This is a genomic window from Flavobacterium sp. GNP010 (assembly GCF_056428945.1).
This window is the reverse complement of the sequence record NZ_JBWJVK010000040.1, coordinates 1-21,613: the sequence shown is the minus strand read 5'-3', so window position 1 is coordinate 21,613 and position 21,613 is coordinate 1. Positions and strand designations below refer to the sequence as shown.

The window sequence follows — 21,613 nt, the reverse complement described above, 5'->3', positions numbered from 1 at the left end:
TAAAATAATTATTTTAAAAACTTGAAAAGAGTTGCTCAAGGCTATTAACGTCAATTCCACAATAATGTTGCAGCTCAGCTACTGTTCCATGTTCTATAAATTCATCAGGAATACCCAAAATCCTCACTGTTGTTGCATATTGATGTTGAGCTGCAAACTCGAGAATTGCACTCCCAAAACCACCTTTTACAGTACCATCTTCAATTGTAATAATAGCGGGATAGGTTTTAAAAATGACATGAAGAGCGCTTTCATCTAGAGGTTTGACAAACGGAAAATCATAATGTGCAATTGTTTCTGGATGTTTTATTTTGGCTATAGCCAAAGAGACATTGTTCCCAATCGTTCCATTGGATAACACAGCAATTTTCGAACCTTGTTTTATGCAAATACTTTTTCCAATTGCTATTTTTTCATATTTGCCTAGATGTTGTGTTTGCCAATCTTGAATGACTCCACGACCTCTCGGATAGCGAATTGCTATAGGATGATCTAATCCTAATTGAGCAGTATATAAAATATTTTGCAAGGCGGTTTCATTTATTGGAGCATAAATAATCATGTTAGGAATGCAACGCAAATAGGCTAAATCGAAAACACCGTGGTGCGTGGCTCCGTCTTCGCCCACTAATCCAGCTCTGTCCAAACAAAAAATTACGGGAAGATTTTGTAAAGCCACATCATGAATAATTTGGTCATAAGCTCTTTGTAGAAAAGTAGAGTAAATGTTGCAATAAACGATCATGCCTTGTGTTGCCATACCAGCGGCCAAAGTTACAGCGTGTTGCTCTGCAATACCTACATCAAAAGCACGTTCTGGCAACGCATCCATCATAAATTTCAACGAACTACCAGAAGGCATTGCAGGTGTAATTCCTATTATTTTTTCGTTTTTTCGAGCCAAGTCCAAAACGGTCAAACCAAAAACATCTTGGTATTTTGGAGGTAAATTTTCTTCTTGTTTTGAAATTATTTCCCCGGTTGCTGCATCAAATTTGCCAGGCGCGTGGTATTTTACTTGATCCTCTTCGGCTTGTTGCAGACCTTTTCCTTTGGTGGTAATTAAATGTAAAAATTTAGGACCTTTTATCTTTTGCAAACGCTTTAATTCCTTTATCACAGCAAAAAGATCATGACCGTCAATGGGCCCCGAGTAATCAAAGTTCAAGGACTTAATCATGTTGTTTTGCCTTGGGTTTTTCCCCTCTTTTACCGCAGTGAGGTATTGTTTCAAGGCACCTACACTTGGGTCAATACCGATAGAGTTATCATTTAGAATTACGAGTAAATTGGCATCAGTAACACCCGCGTGATTCAACCCTTCAAAAGCCATACCTGAAGCGATAGATGCGTCACCAATGATAGCAATGTGGTGTTTGCTGAACTCGCCTTTCAAATTAGAAGCAATTGCCATTCCGAGTGCTGCCGAAATAGAAGTTGAGGAGTGGCCTACGCCAAAAGTATCATAAACACTTTCACTTCTTTTTGGGAAACCAGAAATTCCTCCGAGTTGACGATTGGTATGAAAATTTTCTCTTCGACCGGTCAGTATTTTATGGCCATAGGCTTGATGGCCCACATCCCAAATCAATAAATCGTTTGGGGTGTCAAAAACATAATGCAAGGCAATGGTCAGTTCTACAACGCCTAAACTAGCGCCAAGATGTCCTTCTTTTACGGCCACAATATCGATGATAAAATCGCGTATTTCCTGAGCAACTTGAGGAAGTTGGGTTTCGTCAAGCAAGCGTAAATCGGTTGGGTTATTGATGTTTGAAAGTAAACTGTTTTTCATTGTTCTATAAAAAGCGAATTTACGATTTTAAAATGGAATCTTTTTTCAATTTTAGACGATTCTAGTACCTATCTTATTTTACAAGTAGGTAATTAAATGGGTCAACTAAATCCAGATTGGTTGCTTTTTGAAACAATTGTAATTAGTTATGCTAAATACGTTTTGTCAAAATTATTTTGTTTAGATCAAAGAAATAGATTCAGTGTATAATGTTCTTATTTTTTTACCATTTTGTTCACCTGGTTTCCATCTAGGACATAATTTCAAAACTCTAACAATTTCATTTTCTAAAGCCACTTCAATTTCCGATTTTGGTTTGACATAGGTTAATGAGCCGTCTTTATCAATAACGAATGAGATTGAGATTTCGGTAATGTTATTTTTTATATTTTCTGGTTGTTTAAACTCCTCTTTAAAAAAAGCATAAAATTTTTCAATCCCGCCTTTGTATTCCGCAGGGAATTCGAAACCGATACCTCCGTTGTAAATTACATCTTCCGCAACAGTCTCGTTCTTTGTTGTTTCTTCGCAAGCAGTTTTTTGGGGATTTATAAATTTTACATTATTTACCTTGGTTGCAGGTCCAGGAGGTTGCACATGGTTATGTGTATTATTTTTTTCTGGCAACATCATCCCAAGAGTTATTTGAGATGCTTTTGTGGTGTCTTTAACCACTTCAACAGCATCGATTTTTTGTTTGTTGCCATTTTTATCGGCACAACTAAACAAAGTGGTTCCCATTGTGATGAACAGTGCTAATAAAAACATTTTGTGATACTGAGTTTGCTTATAAAGTACATGACTCGGGATTTGAATAGTCAAGGAATCTAATTGCGATTTTTTCATTCTACCACAGATATTCTGGCTTTGATTTTGGATGAAAAAATGCTGCACTTCTTCGGGTAGCATTGCAGTAAAATCAATAACAGTTTTAGCGCAACTCATACAAAAACGACCTTGGTCATTTGGACTCATTTTGTTCCAATCCTCCTGGCAAGGTTCGGGAATTGCGATTTTATATTTTCTTTCCATACAATGTGTTTCTGATTTTAAAAGTAATAAAAATTACTTCAAAAGTGTATTTTTGTTTTATGGAAAACATATTTACGGACGAATACTTTATGAAGAAAGCGTTGCAGGAAGCCGAAATGGCTTTTGAAAAAGGGGAAATTCCTGTTGGAGCGCTAATTGTCATTGATAATAAAGTCATTGCTCGAAGTCATAATTTGACCGAATTACTTCATGATGTCACGGCTCATGCTGAAATGCAAACCATCACTGCTGCTGCAAATTATCTTGGCGGGAAATATTTAACAGGTTGTACACTTTACGTAACACTGGAGCCTTGCCAGATGTGTGCTGGAGCTTTATATTGGAGTCAAATTTCGAAAATTGTTTTTGGCGCTCGTGATGACCAACGCGGTTTTATTACTCTAGGAACTAGATTGCATCCTAAAACTACTGTGGTACAAGGAATCATGGCTAATGAAGCCGCTGATTTGATGAAACGATTTTTTGCTGAGAGAAGGAAGTAGAGTATTCAAGATGTTCTCTAGCCCAGATAGCAGTGAAAATCCTTATGTGCCAATCCCGAAACTTCGGGACGGCATATAAGATTGTAACGAATAGCTGGATTAGCTCCTGAAAAATACCTTTAAAAAATAATTTCCTCTCAAAGAATTTTCTTCTTAAAATAATAAATTAATTATTCTACATTTACTACAATATATCCGTAACATCCTAGTTTTGGTGTTACTTGTGAGATGTTGCAATAATTTAATTTATAACCCATTAACTCTAGCTAAAAGTGAAAACAAAAGGATTAATTTACGTGTTTTGTGTGTTTTTTTTGTTTCAAGCGTGTGGCAGAAAATCAGCCGCCGATTTTAATTCAGATTTTTCATTATTCAAAGAGTTTATCGTCAGTTTTACGGGAGGAATTGTCTCTTCAGAATCTGATATTAGGGTAGTTTTGGCTTTTGATAAAAAAGAATGGAAAGTCAATGAGGTTTTAGATAACGATTTGTTTACTATTTCTCCTAGTGTAGACGGAAAAGTAATTGCGCTTTCGAGCAATACGATTGCTTTTATTCCCGAAAAAAAGCTGGAATCGGGCACGGAATATCAAGTGACTTTGCATTTGGATCAACTGAATCCAAAGGTTGCCGATAAAGATAAAACACTATCCAATTTCAACTTTACGGTAAAAACTATAAAGCAGGATTTTGTTGTTAATACTCTAGATGTTCAATCCTACAGCCAAGAATATCAATACTTGAATGCGGTACTCAAAACAGCAGATAATATCGATTTGGAAACTGCTAAAAAATTGATAGAAGCTGAGCATAACGGAAGCGATTTGAAAATTATTTTCGAAAAAACCAATGTAGTTGGAAAAGAATTCAAGTTCATAATTGACAGCATTCAACGATTGGAATCTAAGAGCAATTTGGAGATAAAATACGACGGAAGTGATTTTGATATCGATCAAAAAGGGACTATCGATTTCCCGATTACGGCATTGAAAGAGTTTAAAGTGGTTAAGACAGAAATTCAAGAAGGAGATAATCAAACGGTGTCTATTAATTTTTCGGAACCCTTAGAAAAAGGACAAGATTTTAAAGGATTGGTTGCCATTCAAAACACTAATAATTTAAAGTTTTCTGTACAAGGAAATGTGTTGAAAGTTTATTTTAGTAATGAAGTACCCGTTCAAAAACCTGCAGAAATTGCTCCAGAGCCAGTGGAATCAGTTGTAACTATTGATACTTCGGCTGTGGCTTTAGACAGTGCAGTGGTTGAAGAGCCTGAAGAAGTTGTCATCATAGAGCCTGAGCCAGTTGTGGATTTGCAAAAGCTTACAGGGGAACTCTTGCTGGAAGTTTTTCAGGGAATAGAAAGTGAATACGGTGGAAAGTTAAGTGAGAATTACACCGAGAAAATATCCTTTGATGAGATAAAGCCAAGCGTTCGGTTTATTAAAAACGGAACAATTCTGCCAAGTTCTAATAATTTAAAACTCAATTTTGAGGCTGTAAACCTGAGTGCTGTTGATGTAAAAGTGTATAAAATTTACAAAAACAATATCATGCAATTTTTGCAATACAACGAGCTCAATGGCAGTCAAAACTTGAAAAGAGTGGCACAACCTATTGCTAAATCTACTCTAAATTTAAAAGAAAATACATTACTAAATCTAAGTAAGTGGAACACTTTTGCTCTCGATTTATCTAAAATAATTACTCCTGAACCAGGCGCGATTTATAGGGTAGAGTTTGTCTACAAGAAAAAATATTCTTTGTACAAATGCGAAACTGCGGATGAAGACACAACTGATGAGGAAGAAGAGGTTGATGAGAATGATGTTAATTACAGCGGAAACTCTTATGATGATTATTACTACGATGATTACGAATGGCGAGAAAGTCAGGATCCTTGCTCCAGTTCATATTTTTATAATGCCAAAATAGCAACTAATATTCTGGCTACTGATTTGGGTGTAATTGCCAAAAGAGGCGAAAACAAATCGTATTTGTTTGCTGTAAATAATATTGTCACCACGGAGCCAGTTATAAATGCGAGAGTAGATTTGTATACTTTTCAGCAGCAAAAAATAACTACAGGAACTACCAATAGCGATGGAATTGCGACTTTTCAGTTGGATAAATTTGCCTATTTTGCTATTATAACGCAAGGTACGGAGTCTACATATGTTAAATTAGACGATGGGAATTCATTGTCAGTGAGTAATTTTAATGTGTCTGGTGAGACTTTACAAAAAGGGCTCAAAGGATTCATTTATGGAGAACGAGGCGTTTGGCGTCCCGGCGATAATTTGTATTTGTCTTTCATTTTGAATGATGCTTCGAATAAAATTCCACTAGGACACCCTATAAAATTTCGACTATCCGATCCAAATGGGAAAGTTACGTATCAAACGGTTCAAAAATCGAATGAATGGAATCATTATTCGTTTACAGTTCCAACAGCAAATGATGCTCCTACTGGAAATTGGGAAGCAATGGTTAGTGTGGGTGGTGCGAAGTTTTATAAAAGCATCAAGATTGAAACCATCAAACCCAATCGTTTAAAAATCAAAAACACTTTCAAACGAGCTATACTTTCTTCGGCTTATCCCAATACGAGCAACCTTGAAGTGGCTTGGCTTCATGGCGCTGTAGCCAAAAATTTGAATGTGGAAATGCAAGCCAAATTTTCGCAACAAATAACGAGCTTCAAAAATTATGACAAGTATATTTTTGATGATTTGGTTCGAAAGTTCAGCACCGAAGAAGTTACTGTTTTCTCAGGTAAATTAGATGCCGCTGGAAAAGCGAATGCTACGATAGACCCGAAAATACAAGGAGAAGCACCTGGAATGTTGAAAGCGTCGTTTATTACCAAAGTGTATGAAGAAGGTGGCGATTTTAGTACTGATATCATTGCGACGACCTATTCTCCGTACCCTACTTATGTGGGGATAAAGTCACCTGAGCCGAATAAATACGGCATGCTAGAAACCCGTACCATGAACCAATTTGATGTGGTTACGGTCGATGAAAACGGAAGACCAAAGTCGGTTAAAAACCTAGAAGTAAAAGTGTACAAGGTAGAATGGCGCTGGTGGTGGGATGCATCTAGCGATAATTTATCGAATTATAACGCTGATAATGCTACTACTTCATACAAAACGTTTATAATCAATACCGATGCTAGCGGAAAAGGAAATGTTCGTTTTGCATTGACGGATGAAGAGTGGGGACGTTATATGATTCGGATTTCAGATGCTGTTGGCGGACACGCAACGGCTTTGACGGTAAATATCGATTGGCCAACATGGTCTGGAAAAACGAGAAATACAGATGCTGCTACGGCCAATATGTTAGTGTTTTCAACCGATAAGGAGAAGTATGCTGTGGGCGAAAATGCTCAAATTTCGTTCCCATCAAGTGCAGGAGGGCGCGCTTTTATCTCTATTGAAAATGGCTCGAAAGTAGTACAAACACTTTGGGCGAAGACCCAAAAAGGAGAAACCAAAGTTACCATTCCGATTACGGCTGCAATGGCTCCAAATGTATATTTTAATATTACGCTGTTACAACCACACGCTTCCACCAAAAATGATTTGCCAATAAGAATGTATGGAATTGTGCCCATTGAAGTGATTGACAAAAATACCATCCTCGCTCCCAAATTAGTAATGCCAGATGTGTTGCGTCCAGAGCAATCATTCGCTATAAAAGTGAGTGAACAATCCGGAAAAGCAATGACCTACACCATTGCCATTGTTGATGAAGGATTATTGGATTTAACCCGTTTCAAAGCGCCAAATGCTTGGGACAGTTTTTATGTTCGCGAAGCTTTGGGCGTAAAAACATGGGATATTTACGATGATGTGATTGGAGCCTATGGCGGAAAAGTAAATCAGATTTTCAGTATTGGTGGTGACCAAGATTTGGGTGGTGGAAAAGCTAAAAAAGCCAATCGTTTCAAACCGGTTGTAATTTATATGGGGCCTTTTAAATTAGAAAAAGGACAAACTAAAACCCACCGGGTGAAATTACCGAAGTACATTGGTTCCGTAAAGACAATGATCGTGGCTGGCGATGCAACTTCAAGTGCGTATGGAAGTGTTGAAAAAGTAACTCCGGTTCGCAGTCCGTTAATGGTTTTGGCTTCGTTGCCAAGAAAAATTTCTCCATCTGAGAAAGTAACGATTCCAGTTACCATTTTTGCCATGGAAAAAAACATCAAAAATGTAACGGTTCAGATTAAAACGAACAACGGATTAAAGGTTATAGGAAGTGCCACTCAAAAATTGTCATTCGCTCAGCCTGACGAAAAAATGGCCTATTTCAATTTGGTTGTCGGTGCTACAACAGGAATTGGGAAAGTGCAGATTGTGGCGACTTCTGGCAAGGAAAAATCAGTGTATGATGTAGAGATCGATATGACCAATCCGAATCCAGTGACCAATACGTTTACTGATGTGATTTTGGAACCGAATGGTACCAAAACTATTTCTTGGAAAACATTTGGTGTTTCGGGAAGTAATAAGGCAAAATTGGAGGTTTCCTCGATGCCAACGATCAATTTAAACGGACGCTTACAATATTTGATTCAATATCCTCATGGTTGTGTGGAGCAAACGACTTCGTCTGTTTTTCCACAATTGTACTTAAATGATATTGCCGATTTAGATGCTACGCGTCAGCAATTAATTCAAAAAAATGTGACCGCTGGAATAACGCGTTTAGGAGGTTTTCAATTGTCGAATGGCGGAATGTCATACTGGCAAGGAGGAACCGTTGCCGATGATTGGAGTACTTCGTATGCTGGACATTTTATGATTGAAGCAGAGAAAAAAGGGTACTTTTTACCAATTAATTTCAAATCAAAATGGATTTCGTATCAGCAAAAAGAAGCCAAACAATGGCGATTTATGCCGAGTTATGGAAATGATTTGGCACAATCGTATCGCTTATACACATTAGCGTTGGTGGGAGCGCCCGATTTGTCTTCGATGAATAGATTGCGCGAAACTAAAGGAATTTCGAACGAAAGTAAATTGCGTTTGGCTTCGGCATATGTGTTGGCGGGACAAAAATCAGCAGGTTTGACGTTGTTGCTGAATACTTCAATAGATGATACTTCCAATTATAATTATTACTATTATGGATCTGCCGATAGGAATCGTGCCATGGCTCTCGAAACATTGTTATTGCTTGGGCAAAAGCAAAAAGCATTTGTAATGGCAACAAAATTGGCCAAAGATATGTCAAGTGACCAATGGATGAGTACACAAACTACGGCGTATGGATTGTATGCTATGGCTAAATTTTCTGTAAGCAATGGTCCGAAAGGAATCGATATTCAGTTTAGTAAAGACGGAAAAGCACAATCAATTAAAACGATGAAAACCATAGCAGACAGAAGTTTGCTTGTTAAAACGGGTTCGAATAGTGTGACTTTAAAAAACAATAGAAAGAATAGATTGTTTGTTCGTGTGTTGAATACCGGAATTCTTCCAATTGGTCAGGAGAAAGCGATTCAGAGTAATGTTTCGGCTTCGATTGTTTTCAAAAACAGAAAAGGAAGTGTTATCAATGTGTCTAAAATCAATCAAGGAACTGAATTTGTTGCTGAGGTTACGGTTAAAAACCTAAAAAATGAACGTGTAGAAAATGTAGCGTTGTCACAAATTTTGCCTTCTGGTTTCGAAATTGTAAATACCCGTTTCACTGATTATGGTGACGCCACCAATAACGTAGCTGATTACATTGATATTCGCGATGATAGAACCAATTTCTATTTTGGATTAAAAGCGGGAGAAGTTAAAACCTTTAGAATATTGCTAAATGCCTCTTATTTAGGAACCTATTATCTGCCTGGATTGCAATGCGAAGCAATGTATGACAATACGTTTTTGGCTAGGACGGAAGGATTCTGGGTTCAAGTGGTAAAGTAAGGATGAAATAGCATACGGATGACACGGATACAAAGGATTTTACCCAGATTGTAATAATTGTTGAATTCTAAAAAAATCTGCGTAAATCTGCAAAATCTGCGTGCTATATTTTCACGCAGATTTTGCAGATTCACGCAGGTAAAATAGTGACAATAGAATGTCTTTAAATCAATATAATACTTTGCGTATAACTTTACGACCCTTGCAGTTAAATAAAATAGACTTGAAAAACAAACTCATAGCGTTCCTACAACGCATCATCAATTGGATAAAACAAAATAAAATAAAATCATCAATAGTCTTTTTACTTTTGGTGGTTTATTATTTTTCGTTGCCACGAATTTTGTTTCAAGAACCCTATTCTACGGTGATTGAAAGTAAAGAAGGCGAATTGCTTGGCGCCAAAATTGCTCTTGACGCACAATGGCGATTTCCTGCTCAAGACAGTGTTCCCGATAAATTTAAAAAGTGTATTGTTTATTTTGAAGACGAATATTTCTATAAACATCCAGGATTCAATCCTGTGGCGATGGTCAATGCTTTTCAGCAAAACCGAAAAGCGGGTAAAGTCGTTCGAGGTGGAAGTACTTTGACACAACAAGTCATTCGCTTGTCCAGAAACGGGCAAGGACGAACTTATTTTGAGAAAATAATCGAACTTATTCTCGCCACCCGATTAGAATTGGGGTATTCTAAAAACGAAATTTTAGAATTGTATGCTTCTCACGCTCCTTTTGGCGGAAATGTTGTAGGTCTCGAAATGGCTTCTTGGCGGTATTTTGGTGTCCAATCCTATCAATTGTCTTGGGCCGAGAGTGCAACATTGGCGGTTTTGCCTAATGCTCCTAGCTTAATTTATCCAGGGAAGAATCAAATCAAATTATTGAGCAAGCGCAACCGACTTTTGTCGAAATTAAATCAGGAAGGTGTAATTGACAAGCAAACGTATGAGCTTTCCATAGACGAACCGTTGCCTCAAAAACCGTATGATTTACCACAAATTGCACCTCATTTATTGCAAAGAGTAGCTAAGAGTCAAGAAGGAACTCGGGTGAAAACGACAATAGAAATTGGGTTGCAAAACAGAGTCAATCAAATTGCAAAGTATTATTACAATCAATATAAGCAAAATGAAGTGCATAATTTGGCTATTTTAGTTATCGATGTGTCCAATAGAAAAGTGATGAGTTATGTGGGCAACTCGCCAACGGATGGGAATCATCAAAAAGATGTCGATATTATCGATGCGCCAAGAAGTACAGGAAGTATTCTAAAACCGCTTTTATACGCAGGTATGCTAGACGATGGGGAGCTATTGCCCAATACGCTAGTTGCAGATATCCCAACGCAGATTGCGGGCTATACGCCTCAGAATTTCAACCTGACATTTGACGGAGCAGTTCCTGCCCATCGGGCATTAGCGCGATCGTTGAATATTCCTTCTGTATTGATGTTACAGGATTTTGGAGTGAATAAATTTTACGAAGAATTGCAGCGATTCAAATTAAGGGATATTTCAAAACCGCCTCATCATTATGGTTTGTCACTTATTTTGGGTGGTGCCGAAAGTAATTTATGGGATTTGTGCAGAACTTACGCAGGTTTGTCTTCGACTTTGAATTATTTTAATGCGAATCAGGGGCAATACAGAACTAATGAATTTGCAGAGCTGAATTTCGATGATAATTTCCAAGTTGATTTTGGCGATAAATCCAAGCAAAAGAACATCTTAGGAGCAGGTTCAATTTGGCTCACGTATAACGCAATGGAACAAGTCAATCGCCCAGAAGGAGATGAGGCTTGGAAATTTTATGACAGTTCACTCAAGATTGCTTGGAAAACGGGGACAAGTTTCGGGAATCGTGATGCGTGGGCGATAGGTACCAATGCGAGATATGTGGTAGGTGTATGGGTGGGAAATGCAACAGGCGAGGGCAGACCAACCTTGACGGGAGTTACCAGCGCAGCGCCTATTTTATTTGATGTTTTTAATTTATTGCCTAGACAACGATGGTTTGATACGCCAATTAAAGATTTAGAAGAAGTTGAAGTTTGCAATTTGAGCGGTCATTTGGCCAAAGACGGTTGTCCAACAATAAAACAACTCGTTCCGAAGAAAGGAAAAAACACTTCGATTTGTCCGTATCACAAAACGGTGCATTTGGATAAATCACTGCAATTTCAAGTGAATAGTAGTTGCGAAAAAATAGAAAATATAGTGACCAAAAACTGGTTTATTTTGCCACCTGTGATGGCTTGGTATTACAAAAGTCAGCATATTGAGTATGTGCCTTTGCCACCGTTCAGAAGTGATTGTATGGGAACACAAACGGCTACAATGGATTTTATTTATCCAAAAACCAACAGCAAAATCTATCTTACGAAGAATTTTAATAGTGAAGTCCAGCCTGTGATTTTAAAAGTAGCCCATTCGCAACGGGAAAGTAAGCTGTTTTGGTATGTTGATAATGTGTTCAAAGGCAGAACCAAAACCTTTCACGAAATGCCTATTTCGGCAACGACAGGATTTCATTACATTACTGTTGTGGATGAATTTGGAAACGAAATTCGGAGGAAGATTGAGATTGTAAGGGAGTAGCTTTTTAAATTCTGAATATCATTTACTAGAGAATATTCTTTTGAAATTGATTTTCCTAGCCCAGATAGTAGCGGCATCCTTTAATCAAGTTGCCAGCCTTAAAAGCTGGTTACTTGATTAAAGATATAGCGGATAGCTGGAATAGCTCCTAAAATCATATAAATTATAAATTACAGATTGCTTCGAAAAATCTCGCAATGACGCAAAAAAAAACTCCCCAATTTCTTGAGGAGTTTTGTTTTAATCTATGACAGCATTTTCTTTTTTGTCGTAGAAATGATATTCTAGGTACGTGTAAGCATCACGAGGTATAATTTTCACCCATTTTTTATGTTCAAGAAACCATTTTGAACGTAATGATGGAAAACCTTTGGTAAGGTATGCGGCCACAAAAGGATGTACATTAAGCACAACATCTTTGTGGTTTTTTAATACTCTTTCTAGATCGAAAGCGATTTTATCAATGATTTGAATTGGCGCTTCAATTTCGCCGCTTTCATTGTTTGGATCTTCTTCTCTAGTTTTAATATTTACTTCAGGTCTTACTCTTTGTCTTGTAATTTGAACTAATCCAAATTTACTTGGGGGTAAGATCTTGTGTTTTGCTTTATCATCGCTCATTTCTTCTTTCAAGAAATCGAACAACACTTTGCGATTTTCAGGATTTGACATATCGATAAAATCAACTACGATTATTCCGCCCATATCACGAAGACGTAATTGTCTTGCGATTTCGGCAGCTGCAATCATATTTACTTCCATGGCGGTATCTTCCTGGTTGGTGGCTTTATTAGAACGGTTTCCGCTGTTTACGTCTATAACGTGCAAAGCTTCAGTGTGTTCGATAATAAGATACGCCCCTTTACTCATGGATACTGTTTTTCCAAAAGAAGTTTTGATTTGTCTCTCTATGTTGTATTTCTCAAAAATAGGTGTGTCTTTTGATTGATAAAACTTAACAATTGATTGTTTGGATGGTGCAATTTCTTGCAGGTAATCCTTTGTTTGGTTGTACAACTCTTCGTCATCTATCTGAATACCGCTGAAGGTATCGTTGAAAACGTCTCTTAATATTGAAGAAGCTCTGTTGAGTTCTCCTAATACTTTGGACGGATGCTGAGCAGTTGGTAATTTTTTACACATTGCAGTCCATCTGCTGAGCAGGTTCTGCAAATCTTTTTCTAATTCGGCTGTATTTTTGCCTTCGGCTACTGTGCGAACAATAACACCAAATCCTTTTGGTTTGATGGATTGTACTAATCGTTTCAAACGTTCTTTTTCTTTTTTGTCTTCTATTTTTTGTGAAATAGAAACACGGTCAGAAAACGGAACCAAAACTATAAATCTTCCGGCAAGAGAAAGCTCAGCGCTAATTCTTGGTCCTTTTGTAGATATAGGTTCTTTGACGACTTGTACTAAAACAGATTGATTGGAACTCAAAACATCAGTAATGGTGCCATCTTTGTCTATTTCTTTTTCAAACTGAAAGTTTTTTAGGGAGAAATCTTTTAATTTACCTGCGCTTACAAGTTTTATGAATTTCAGTTGGGAAGCTAAATTAGGTCCTAAATCATGATAGTGTAAAAAGGCGTCTTTTTCGAAGCCTACATTTACAAAAGCAGCGTTAAGTCCGGCAACTGGTTTCCTAATTTTAGCGATAAAAATATCACCAACTTGGAAGTTGCTTTTTTCTTCTTCTTTGTGTAATTCAATTAGTTTTCCATCTTTTAATAAGGCAAAATCTACTGCTTCAGAACTAGATCTAATGATTAATTCTTTATTCACAATGTAAATTTTTTATCTATTCGCCGAGGCGAACAAATGGATTAAACAATATTTTAACAGGTATTGTACCCGGGGAAAATTAGCTGGCAGTTTGCAGTTGTACGTACGCAGGTAACTGAATACTTAAAGCTGAAGACTGATTACTAATTTTCAATTTCAATGAACTTTTAAAAAGAAAAAAGTAGTTTAAAACTACTTTTTCTTTTTGTGACGGTTAGCTCTCGCTCTTTTCTTACGTTTGTGCGTTGCTACCTTATGTCTCTTTCTTTTTTTACCACTTGGCATATCTTGTAGATTTTATGATTAATTAATATTGTTATTTTGCTTCGTTATTTATTTTCACTCCCTCTACAAAAACTTTTGCAGGTTTGAATGCAGGAATATTGTGTGCAGGAATTTTTATTGTAGTATTCTTAGAAATATTTCTTCCTGTTTTCTCTGCTCTAGTCTTCACTATAAAACTCCCAAAACCTCTTAAATATACATTGTCTCCAGTTTCTAATGAATTTTTTACTTCATTCATAAAAGTCTCTACAGTCGCCTGTACATCTCCTTTTTCAAGACCTAATTTTTCTGAAATTTTTGCTACGATATCTGCTTTCGTCATTTTCTTTCCTATTTATAATGTTGTACTATTTTTTTGAGGTTGCAAATATAGGAATTTAAAAAACAATTATTCAAGCTAATTCATTAAATTTTAATCAACTAAACTTTTACTTTTGCTAACAAATAATTAAAACATGATTTTTTCTAAAGCGCTCATTCAATGGTATTTACAAAATAAACGCGATTTGCCTTGGAGAAATACTACCAATCCATACCCCATTTGGCTCTCTGAAATCATGTTGCAACAAACGCGTGTTGCACAAGGAATGCCTTATTTTTTGTCTTTCACAACTGCATTTCCCACTGTTTTTGATCTCGCTGAGGCAAGTGAAGAACAAGTGTTAAAATTATGGCAAGGATTAGGATATTATTCTAGAGCACGTAATTTACACAAAACAGCTCAATACGTAGCCACTGAGTTATCAGGTGTATTTCCGGAAACCTATATTGATTTATTAAAATTAAAAGGTGTTGGCGAATATACTGCTGCTGCAATTGCATCTTTTTCCTATAATGAAGCGGTTCCTGTTGTTGACGGAAATGTTTTTCGGGTTTTGTCTCGCTATTTTGATGTAGAGACTGATATTGCTCAGGCTTCCGCCAAAAAGGAATTCGCTGCTTTGGCTTTCGAAGTCATGCCAAAAGACAACCCTGCCATTTTCAATCAGGCTATTATGGAGTTTGGTGCTTTGCAATGTGTTCCTAAAAGTCCCGATTGCAGTATTTGTATTTTTAACGAAAGTTGCGCTGCTTTGCAAAAAAACAAAGTCGATCAGTTGCCTGTAAAGTCCAAAAAACTGAAAGTTAGGAATCGATACTTTAATTACTTGGTTCTTGAAGACGAAACTGGAAATACAATTGTCCAGAAAAGAACGGATAAAGGAATTTGGCACAACTTATACGAGTTTCCTTTGATAGAGACGGAGAAGGAAGAAGATTTTGATGCTGTTACGGTGAATTTACAAACCAATTTTATGGATCATTATCAAGTTAAGAGTTTGCTAGAATACAACGAAAAAAGTATTCTTCATAAATTGTCACACCAACATTTGCATATCAAGTTTTGGAAACTTACTGTAAAAGGAATCGTGGCAGGCGGGATTGATCTGAAAACATTGAGAACTTTTCCGTTTCCAATTGTGATCCATAATTTTATTGAAAAGGAATTATAGAGTTTCTAAAAAAATGTACCTTTGATAAATACCACAATTTAAAATGAACGGAACATTAAATAAGGTCATGCTAATTGGTTTTCTTGGCGATGATATCAAAATGCATTATTTTGATGGAGGCAATTGTATTGGAAGATTTCAGTTGGCCACCAATGAAGTTTACATCAATAAAACTACCAATGAAAAGATCACTTCTACAGAGTGGCATAATTTAGTTGTACGCAATAAAGCAGCTGAACTTTGTGAAAAATACCTTTCCAAGGGTGATAAAATATATGTAGAAGGCCGAATTAAATCGCGTCAATGGCAAGCAGAGGATGGAAGTACAAAACATACCATCGAAATTCAAGTAACTGAATTCACTTTCTTGACTACCAAAAAGGAAAGTGAAAACAACAAACAAATTCCTGCGGTTGATGTCCCTAAAAATACTAATTTTGATCCAGAAAATAATGTCTTGCCTATAAATGACTTGCCATTTTGATTGTTTAATTAATCCTAACCGATTTGGACCCAGAGCCCAGTTTATTTTTTTCTTACGCTATTGATGTAAATCTTGTATTTGGCATTGCTGGAATAGTAGTTTTGCTATTTTGTTTAGGATTAGTCTCCGGTGCCGAAGTAGCTTTGTTTTCCCTGTCTCAAAAAGATATTGATGCAATCACCCAAGTAAATAGTTCCAAAGGGAGGATGATCGCAGCACTTTTAGAAAAACCAAAAAAACTGGTAGCAACACTACTAATTGCTAGTAATTTCTTGAATATTTCAATTATTTTATTGTTTTATTTAGTTGTAGAAACCATTTTTTCAGATTTAAACACAACGCTTTTTAAATTTGGGTCAGAGGTTCTAATGGCAACTTTTTTAATTGTATTATTTGGAGCGGTATTGCCTAAAGTTTACGCTAGTAGAAACAGTCTGAAGTTTAGTAAGTTAACTGTCTATCCAGTTGTTTTTTTAGATAAATTGCTGTCGCCAATAAGTTTACCCATGCGGGCAGCTACTATTTATTTGCATAACAAATTAGGAAAACAAAAAACAAACTTTTCAGTAGATCAGCTTTCTCAAGCATTAGAATTAACAGCCTCAGACGAAACTTCAACCGAAGAGCAAAAAATTTTAGAGGGAATTGTCAGTTTTGGAAACACTGATACCAGACAAGTGATGAGTCCCAGAATTGATATTTTTGCATTAGAAATCGATGAATCTTTTGCTGTAATTTGCCCTAAAATTATAGAAAAAGGGTACTCGAGAATTCCGGTATATCGAGACAATATAGACCAGATTGAAGGCGTTTTATATGTCAAAGACTTATTGCCTCACATCAATACCAATGAATTTGATTGGAAGTCGCTGTTGCGAGAGCCGTTTTTTGTTCCTGAAAACAAAAAGCTAGACAATTTATTAAAAGATTTTCAGAGTATGAAAAGCCATTTGGCAATTGTTGTTGATGAATATGGAGGAACTTCAGGATTGGTTTCTCTTGAAGATGTAATTGAAGAAATTGTAGGCGATATTAGTGATGAATTTGACGATGAGAACATTAATTTTTCCCAAATTGATGATAAAAATTATCTTTTTGAAGGAAAAATAAATCTAAAAGACTTTTATAGAATAATTGATGTTGATGAAGAATTATTCGAAATCAAAAAAGGCGAGGCGGAAACTTTGGCTGGTTTTATTTTGGAAATTATAGGTAATTTTCCCAAAAAGAACCAAAAAATTACTTTCCAAAACTGTCTGTTTACCGTGGAAGCTGTCGATCAAAAAAGAATCAAACAAATAAAAGTAACTCTTGAATAAATATAAATGTTTAAAAAAACTATCATTTTTTCGGTACTAGTAGTAGTTTCAATGTTGAGTTTTAGTTGCAAGAAGGATGTCTTGCCCAAACCTTCTAGTTATTTACGGTTGGATTATCCAGAGGCTAAATATGTGAATTTTGAAAACGAATGTCCTTTTGCTTTTGAAATGAACTCAGATGCTATTATCAAAAAAGAAACGGATTGTGGGTTTACGATTACCTATCCCAAAATGAAAGCAACTATTTATCTTACCTATAAACCAGTCACGAAAAACATTAATGAACTGTTGCGTGATGCACAAAAACTAACTTATGAGCACGTTATAAAAGCTGATGATATTTTGGAGCAACCGTACTTAAATCCGGATAAAAAAGTGTTTGGTATGTTTTATCAAGTAGAGGGCAATGCCGCGACCAACTCTCAATTTTATGTCACTGACAGCATCAAGCATTTTGTAATTGGATCCGTTTATTTTTATACAAAACCCAATTACGATTCTATTATGCCAGCAGCAAGTTATATCAAAAATGACATGCAGCGATTGATGGAAACCTTAAAATGGAAGTGACAGGTTGCAGTTTGTAGACTGCAGTCTGCAATAACGCAATCATGGTCAATGCGAGGAACGAAGCAAACTCACTAACTTAGGTAAGAATAATTGAAACGGAATTGCTAAATGTGATTGTTTCCTTCCTCGCAAAGAAATACAAAAAAAGCATCCCCATTTAGAGAATGCTATGTTGTGTAAAAATGTAAAAATCTATTTATAACTTCATATTAGTAACCTTGTAGGTCTTGCCATCGGCTGCTGCTTCTACAACAGTTGTCAGTTTTTCTGGATTTTGCACTTTTTTGTCAAAAGTTACCGTGGCTATTTTTGTTTCAAAATCGACTGTAGCTTTCTGAACTCCTTCTAATTGCGTTAAATCTTCTTGAATCGTTTTAGCACAACCTACCGCGCATGACATTCCTTCTACAGAAAAACGAGCTGTTTGAAGATTGGCAGCTGCTATTTTCTTTTTAATTTGTGGTATGTCTGTTGTTGTTATTTCTTTTGAATCAGTTTCGTTAAGTTTGTCTTTACAGCCTGTAAACAGAACACTTGCAAGTACCACAGTCAGCATTGATTTTTTGAAATTCATTAGAATGAAAATTTAAAAGGTTATAAGAAAGTCTGAGTTGTAAAATTAATTAAAAAAATAAGGACAAATTCATAAAATAGTTACAATTTTGGCCAAAATTATCTTTATGGAGTCAAAGCAGTTGAAATGGGTTTACTTGGTTGTTCTTGCCTTAGTTTGGGGAAGTTCCTTTATATTGATAAAAAAAGGATTAATAGGGTTGACAGCTCTGCAATTGGGGTCATTGCGCATTCTTTTCGCAGCTATTTTTTTAATGATAATAGGATTTAGAAGTTTAGCAAAGATACCAAAGTTCAAATGGAAATATATTGCTTTGACTTCAATGTTTGGAACGTTTATTCCTGCTTATTTATTTGCTATTGCTCAAACACAGATCGATAGTTCTGTAAGTTCTATTTTAAACTCACTAACCCCTTTAAATACTCTAATTTTAGGCGCTTTGGTTTTTGGATTACAATTCAAACGCAACCAAATTTTTGGCATTTTAATCGGCTTGGCAGGAAGTGTCTTGTTGATTTTGAATGGAGCGATTCATCATCCAGAACAAAATTATTACTACGCTATTCTAGTTTTAATTGCTTCAATATGTTATGCAGTCAATGTGAATTTAATTAAAAAATACTTGCATGATTTGAGTCCGTTGAGCATTACAACGGGTAATTTTATGGTGTTGTTTGTTCCAGCATTTATTGTCTTGTTTTTCTCTGGTTTTTTTGAAGTGGTACAAGATGTGAAAGTGCAGGAGTCCGTTTTGTTTATAATGGTTCTTGGTGTGGTAGGAACTGGAATTGCTAATATTTTATTCTTTAAACTGATTCAAATTTCTTCACCTGTGTTTGCTACGTCGGTAACGTATTTGATTCCTGTTGTTGCTTTTTGTTGGGGATTATTAGACAACGAAATGCTTACTGCGGTTCAATTTTTTGGTGCCTTTATCATTTTGATTGGCGTTTATTTGTCTGCAAAGAAATAACTGTTCTTGTGGCGGTTTTGCGTGAGGGAAAGCAGCAAGCTACCGAAGTAGCGCGTATTGCCCGACCCCATAAAAAAAGGGACCAACTAGCCGGTATTGCTAGTTGGTCCCATTTTTTATGGGGTCACGCCCAAGAAATTTTAAATCAAAAAAGGTTGCCTATTGCTAGACAACCTTAATTATTTATGCGCTGTTTGTTTATTGAAAATCAGTATCAGAAACACCTTCGTTTATTTTCACATCAGACATTTTGATGTCCAATTCAAAACCTACATTTTGGATGATGTTAAAAGGAACTTTGACTCCTTTTACTTCTCTGTAGTCTCCGTAGTTTGTAGTTTGGGTCATGCTTTTTCCACCTTGTTCCATTACTTTAGATTCAGCTACTTTCAATCCTGAAGCTACATCATAGTAAAGCGTTGTTTTACCATTTTTCACAGCATAGGCATCTTTTCCGTTGATAGATTCAATAGTTTCAAGGGTTAAGCCGGATTTTGTAACAAGAGTCAATTCTTCAAATGTTGTGGCAGCCGCTTTCATATCATTTAGCATTTCGCCTTCAAGATTTTGACGTTGTCCTTGTTGCATTACATAAGCACCTTTTTCATTTACCACTTGCTTCATGATACTCATAGTTCCCATTGCTAGTTCAACTAGTAATTTCCCTTTAGCATCAACTTTAGAAGTATAACTAAGTGGTGATGGTGCCTGTGGGATAGTAGTACTACCGTTCATCACAATAGTTTTTACTGCTTGCGCTGCTTGAAGTCCGCCAATAGCTTTGATATAATTGTCAAGAACACTTTTTACTGTAACTCCTGCAGGAACCGTTTTTTTAAACTCTGGTTTTGCAGTTGGATTCCCGTATTTATCAAAATATAATACTGGATATTTTAATTTTTCAAGGCTTGGAGCAACATCTGCCGCTTTACCTACAATAACTACTCTACTGTTATTTTCTAAGAAGTATTTGTTTGCTACTCTTAAAACATCATCTGCTGTTACTGCGCTAATATTTTTTATGTAATTCTCATAAAAGTCAGCAGGTAAGCTTTGTGTTTGGATTCTTAAAGCATATCCTGCCACTGTTTGTGGTTTTTCAATTTGCATAACAAATCGTCCAATGTAACCTGCTTTTACGCTAGCTAACATTTCGTCTGTTACTTTTTCTGTTCTAATTTTTTTGAATTCTTTGAAAATTTCAACAACCGTACTATCAGTAACTGCATTACGAACTTGTGTCGAAGCATTGAAAGTAGATACGCGTTTGTCCCCGTAAATACTCGTTCTTGCACCATATGTCCATCCGTGAGCTTCTCTTAAGTTCATGTTGATGTAACTATTAAAGTCTCCACCTAGGATTTGGTTCGCTATTAAAACAGCAAAATAATCTGGATCTGTCATTTTTAGATTCGAAACATTTATCGCTGCAACTTCTGATTGAACTGCGTTGGGCATGTCAATAAAGTTGATTTGTGTTTGCGGTACATCTTTAGGATCAGAGAATGTTATTGAAGGGGCAATTGCTTTTTTCCATGGTCCAAAAAATTTCTCTACCATTTTTTTGGTTTCACTGAATTTCACATCTCCAACAATGATTAGGTAGGCGTTACTTGGAACGAAATACGTATTGTAATTTGCTTGAACATCAGCAAGGGTTACATTTTTCAAAGTAGCTTCGCTTGCATATTCTCCTGCAGGATGATTTTTTCCGTAAGTCAAAACGTCAACTACTCTTGCTGCTACTGCCGAAACACTTTTTTCATTCGATTTTAAGCCTTCAATAAGTTTTGCTTTTTCCTTGTCAAATTCTGCTTGCGTGAATACTGGATTCAAAGCGCCATCTGCCATTAATTCTAAAACTCTTCCAGAATATTTAGATAACGAACTTGCTGAGGCGCCACTTGCACTAAAATTGATGTTGGCACCCAAGAAATCTACTTCCTCATTGAACGCTGTTTTTGAAATTTTAGTCGTTCCGCTTCCCATCATGGTACTAGTCATGTCAGCTACACCTTTTTTGTCGCCTTCTGTATACGGATCATTGTCTAATGTTAAACTAAAAGAAACGCGTGGTAATTTATGGTTTTCGACAACCATTACTTTTAAGCCATTTTTTAATTCAAAAGTTACTGGTTTTCCAATTTTTACCGTTGGGGCTACTCCAGGTTTTGGCTGAGGGATGATTTGTCCTTGCATAAGTACTGTTAAGAACAAGCTTGATATAATTAATATTGATTTTTTCATAATGCGATATCTTAGTTTTGA

At 36.2% G+C, this 21,613-nt stretch carries 14 protein-coding genes; 8 read left to right on the top strand and 6 right to left on the bottom strand.

Going from position 1 to position 21,613, the window contains the following annotated elements:
• Positions 1-13: 13 nt before the first annotated feature.
• A complete protein-coding gene (locus tag AC061C_RS13615; RefSeq protein WP_478291617.1) occupies positions 14-1,795 on the bottom strand; it encodes a 1-deoxy-D-xylulose-5-phosphate synthase in 1,782 nt (593 codons plus the stop codon).
• 180 nt (positions 1,796-1,975) lie between these two features.
• Positions 1,976-2,827: an energy transducer TonB gene (locus AC061C_RS13610; protein WP_478291616.1), complete on the bottom strand. Its 852-nt coding sequence runs from the start codon at positions 2,825-2,827 to the stop codon at positions 1,976-1,978.
• Positions 2,828-2,886: 59 nt separating this feature from the next.
• On the opposite strand from AC061C_RS13610, the gene AC061C_RS13605 reads away from it, so the two are divergent.
• The 3 genes from AC061C_RS13605 to pbpC all read left to right on the top strand — a co-directional run bounded on the left by AC061C_RS13605 (position 2,887) and on the right by pbpC (position 11,862).
• Positions 2,887-3,330 carry a nucleoside deaminase gene (locus AC061C_RS13605; protein ID WP_478291615.1) on the top strand — a complete coding sequence of 148 codons (444 nt, stop codon included), beginning with the start codon at positions 2,887-2,889 and terminating at the stop codon, positions 3,328-3,330.
• A 272-nt stretch (positions 3,331-3,602) separates the two neighbouring features.
• Positions 3,603-9,263 (top strand): alpha-2-macroglobulin family protein, encoded by a 5,661-nt coding sequence (locus tag AC061C_RS13600; protein ID WP_478291614.1) that lies wholly within the window; start codon positions 3,603-3,605, stop codon positions 9,261-9,263.
• Positions 9,264-9,486: 223 nt separating this feature from the next.
• Positions 9,487-11,862: a penicillin-binding protein 1C gene (gene pbpC, locus AC061C_RS13595; protein ID WP_478291613.1), complete on the top strand. Its 2,376-nt coding sequence runs from the start codon at positions 9,487-9,489 to the stop codon at positions 11,860-11,862.
• Positions 11,863-12,102: 240 nt separating this feature from the next.
• On the opposite strand, the gene AC061C_RS13590 is transcribed toward pbpC, so the two are convergent.
• Complete coding sequence (locus AC061C_RS13590) at positions 12,103-13,647, bottom strand: Rne/Rng family ribonuclease (protein ID WP_417946615.1); 1,545 nt, start codon at positions 13,645-13,647, stop codon at positions 12,103-12,105.
• Positions 13,648-13,963: 316 nt separating this feature from the next.
• The gene (locus tag AC061C_RS13585) at positions 13,964-14,254 is read right to left on the bottom strand and encodes an HU family DNA-binding protein (RefSeq protein WP_016989051.1); all 291 of its coding nucleotides are present in this window, start codon (positions 14,252-14,254) and stop codon (positions 13,964-13,966) included.
• A gap of 133 nt (positions 14,255-14,387) precedes the next feature.
• Between AC061C_RS13585 and mutY the strand changes: the two genes are divergently transcribed.
• The 4 genes from mutY to gldD are packed head-to-tail and all read left to right on the top strand — an operon-like array spanning position 14,388 to position 17,798.
• Positions 14,388-15,425 (top strand): A/G-specific adenine glycosylase, encoded by a 1,038-nt coding sequence (gene mutY / locus AC061C_RS13580; protein WP_478291612.1) that lies wholly within the window; start codon positions 14,388-14,390, stop codon positions 15,423-15,425.
• Positions 15,426-15,468: 43 nt separating this feature from the next.
• Positions 15,469-15,909 (top strand): single-stranded DNA-binding protein, encoded by a 441-nt coding sequence (locus AC061C_RS13575; RefSeq protein WP_417977661.1) that lies wholly within the window; start codon positions 15,469-15,471, stop codon positions 15,907-15,909.
• A gap of 23 nt (positions 15,910-15,932) precedes the next feature.
• Complete coding sequence (locus AC061C_RS13570) at positions 15,933-17,228, top strand: gliding motility-associated protein GldE (RefSeq protein WP_478291611.1); 1,296 nt, start codon at positions 15,933-15,935, stop codon at positions 17,226-17,228.
• A 6-nt stretch (positions 17,229-17,234) separates the two neighbouring features.
• The gene (gene gldD, locus AC061C_RS13565) at positions 17,235-17,798 is read left to right on the top strand and encodes a gliding motility lipoprotein GldD (protein ID WP_417946627.1); all 564 of its coding nucleotides are present in this window, start codon (positions 17,235-17,237) and stop codon (positions 17,796-17,798) included.
• A gap of 196 nt (positions 17,799-17,994) precedes the next feature.
• On the opposite strand, the gene AC061C_RS13560 is transcribed toward gldD, so the two are convergent.
• On the bottom strand, positions 17,995-18,372 hold the full coding sequence (locus AC061C_RS13560) for a heavy-metal-associated domain-containing protein (RefSeq protein WP_478291610.1): 378 nt from the start codon (positions 18,370-18,372) through the stop codon (positions 17,995-17,997).
• 106 nt (positions 18,373-18,478) lie between these two features.
• Here AC061C_RS13560 and AC061C_RS13555 point away from each other — a divergent pair, with 106 nt between their 5' ends.
• Positions 18,479-19,345: a DMT family transporter gene (locus AC061C_RS13555; protein WP_478291609.1), complete on the top strand. Its 867-nt coding sequence runs from the start codon at positions 18,479-18,481 to the stop codon at positions 19,343-19,345.
• A 198-nt stretch (positions 19,346-19,543) separates the two neighbouring features.
• On the opposite strand, the gene AC061C_RS13550 is transcribed toward AC061C_RS13555, so the two are convergent.
• Positions 19,544-21,592, bottom strand: a complete 2,049-nt coding sequence (locus AC061C_RS13550; RefSeq protein WP_478291618.1) for a M16 family metallopeptidase — start codon at positions 21,590-21,592, stop codon at positions 19,544-19,546.
• Positions 21,593-21,613: the final 21 nt, after the last annotated feature.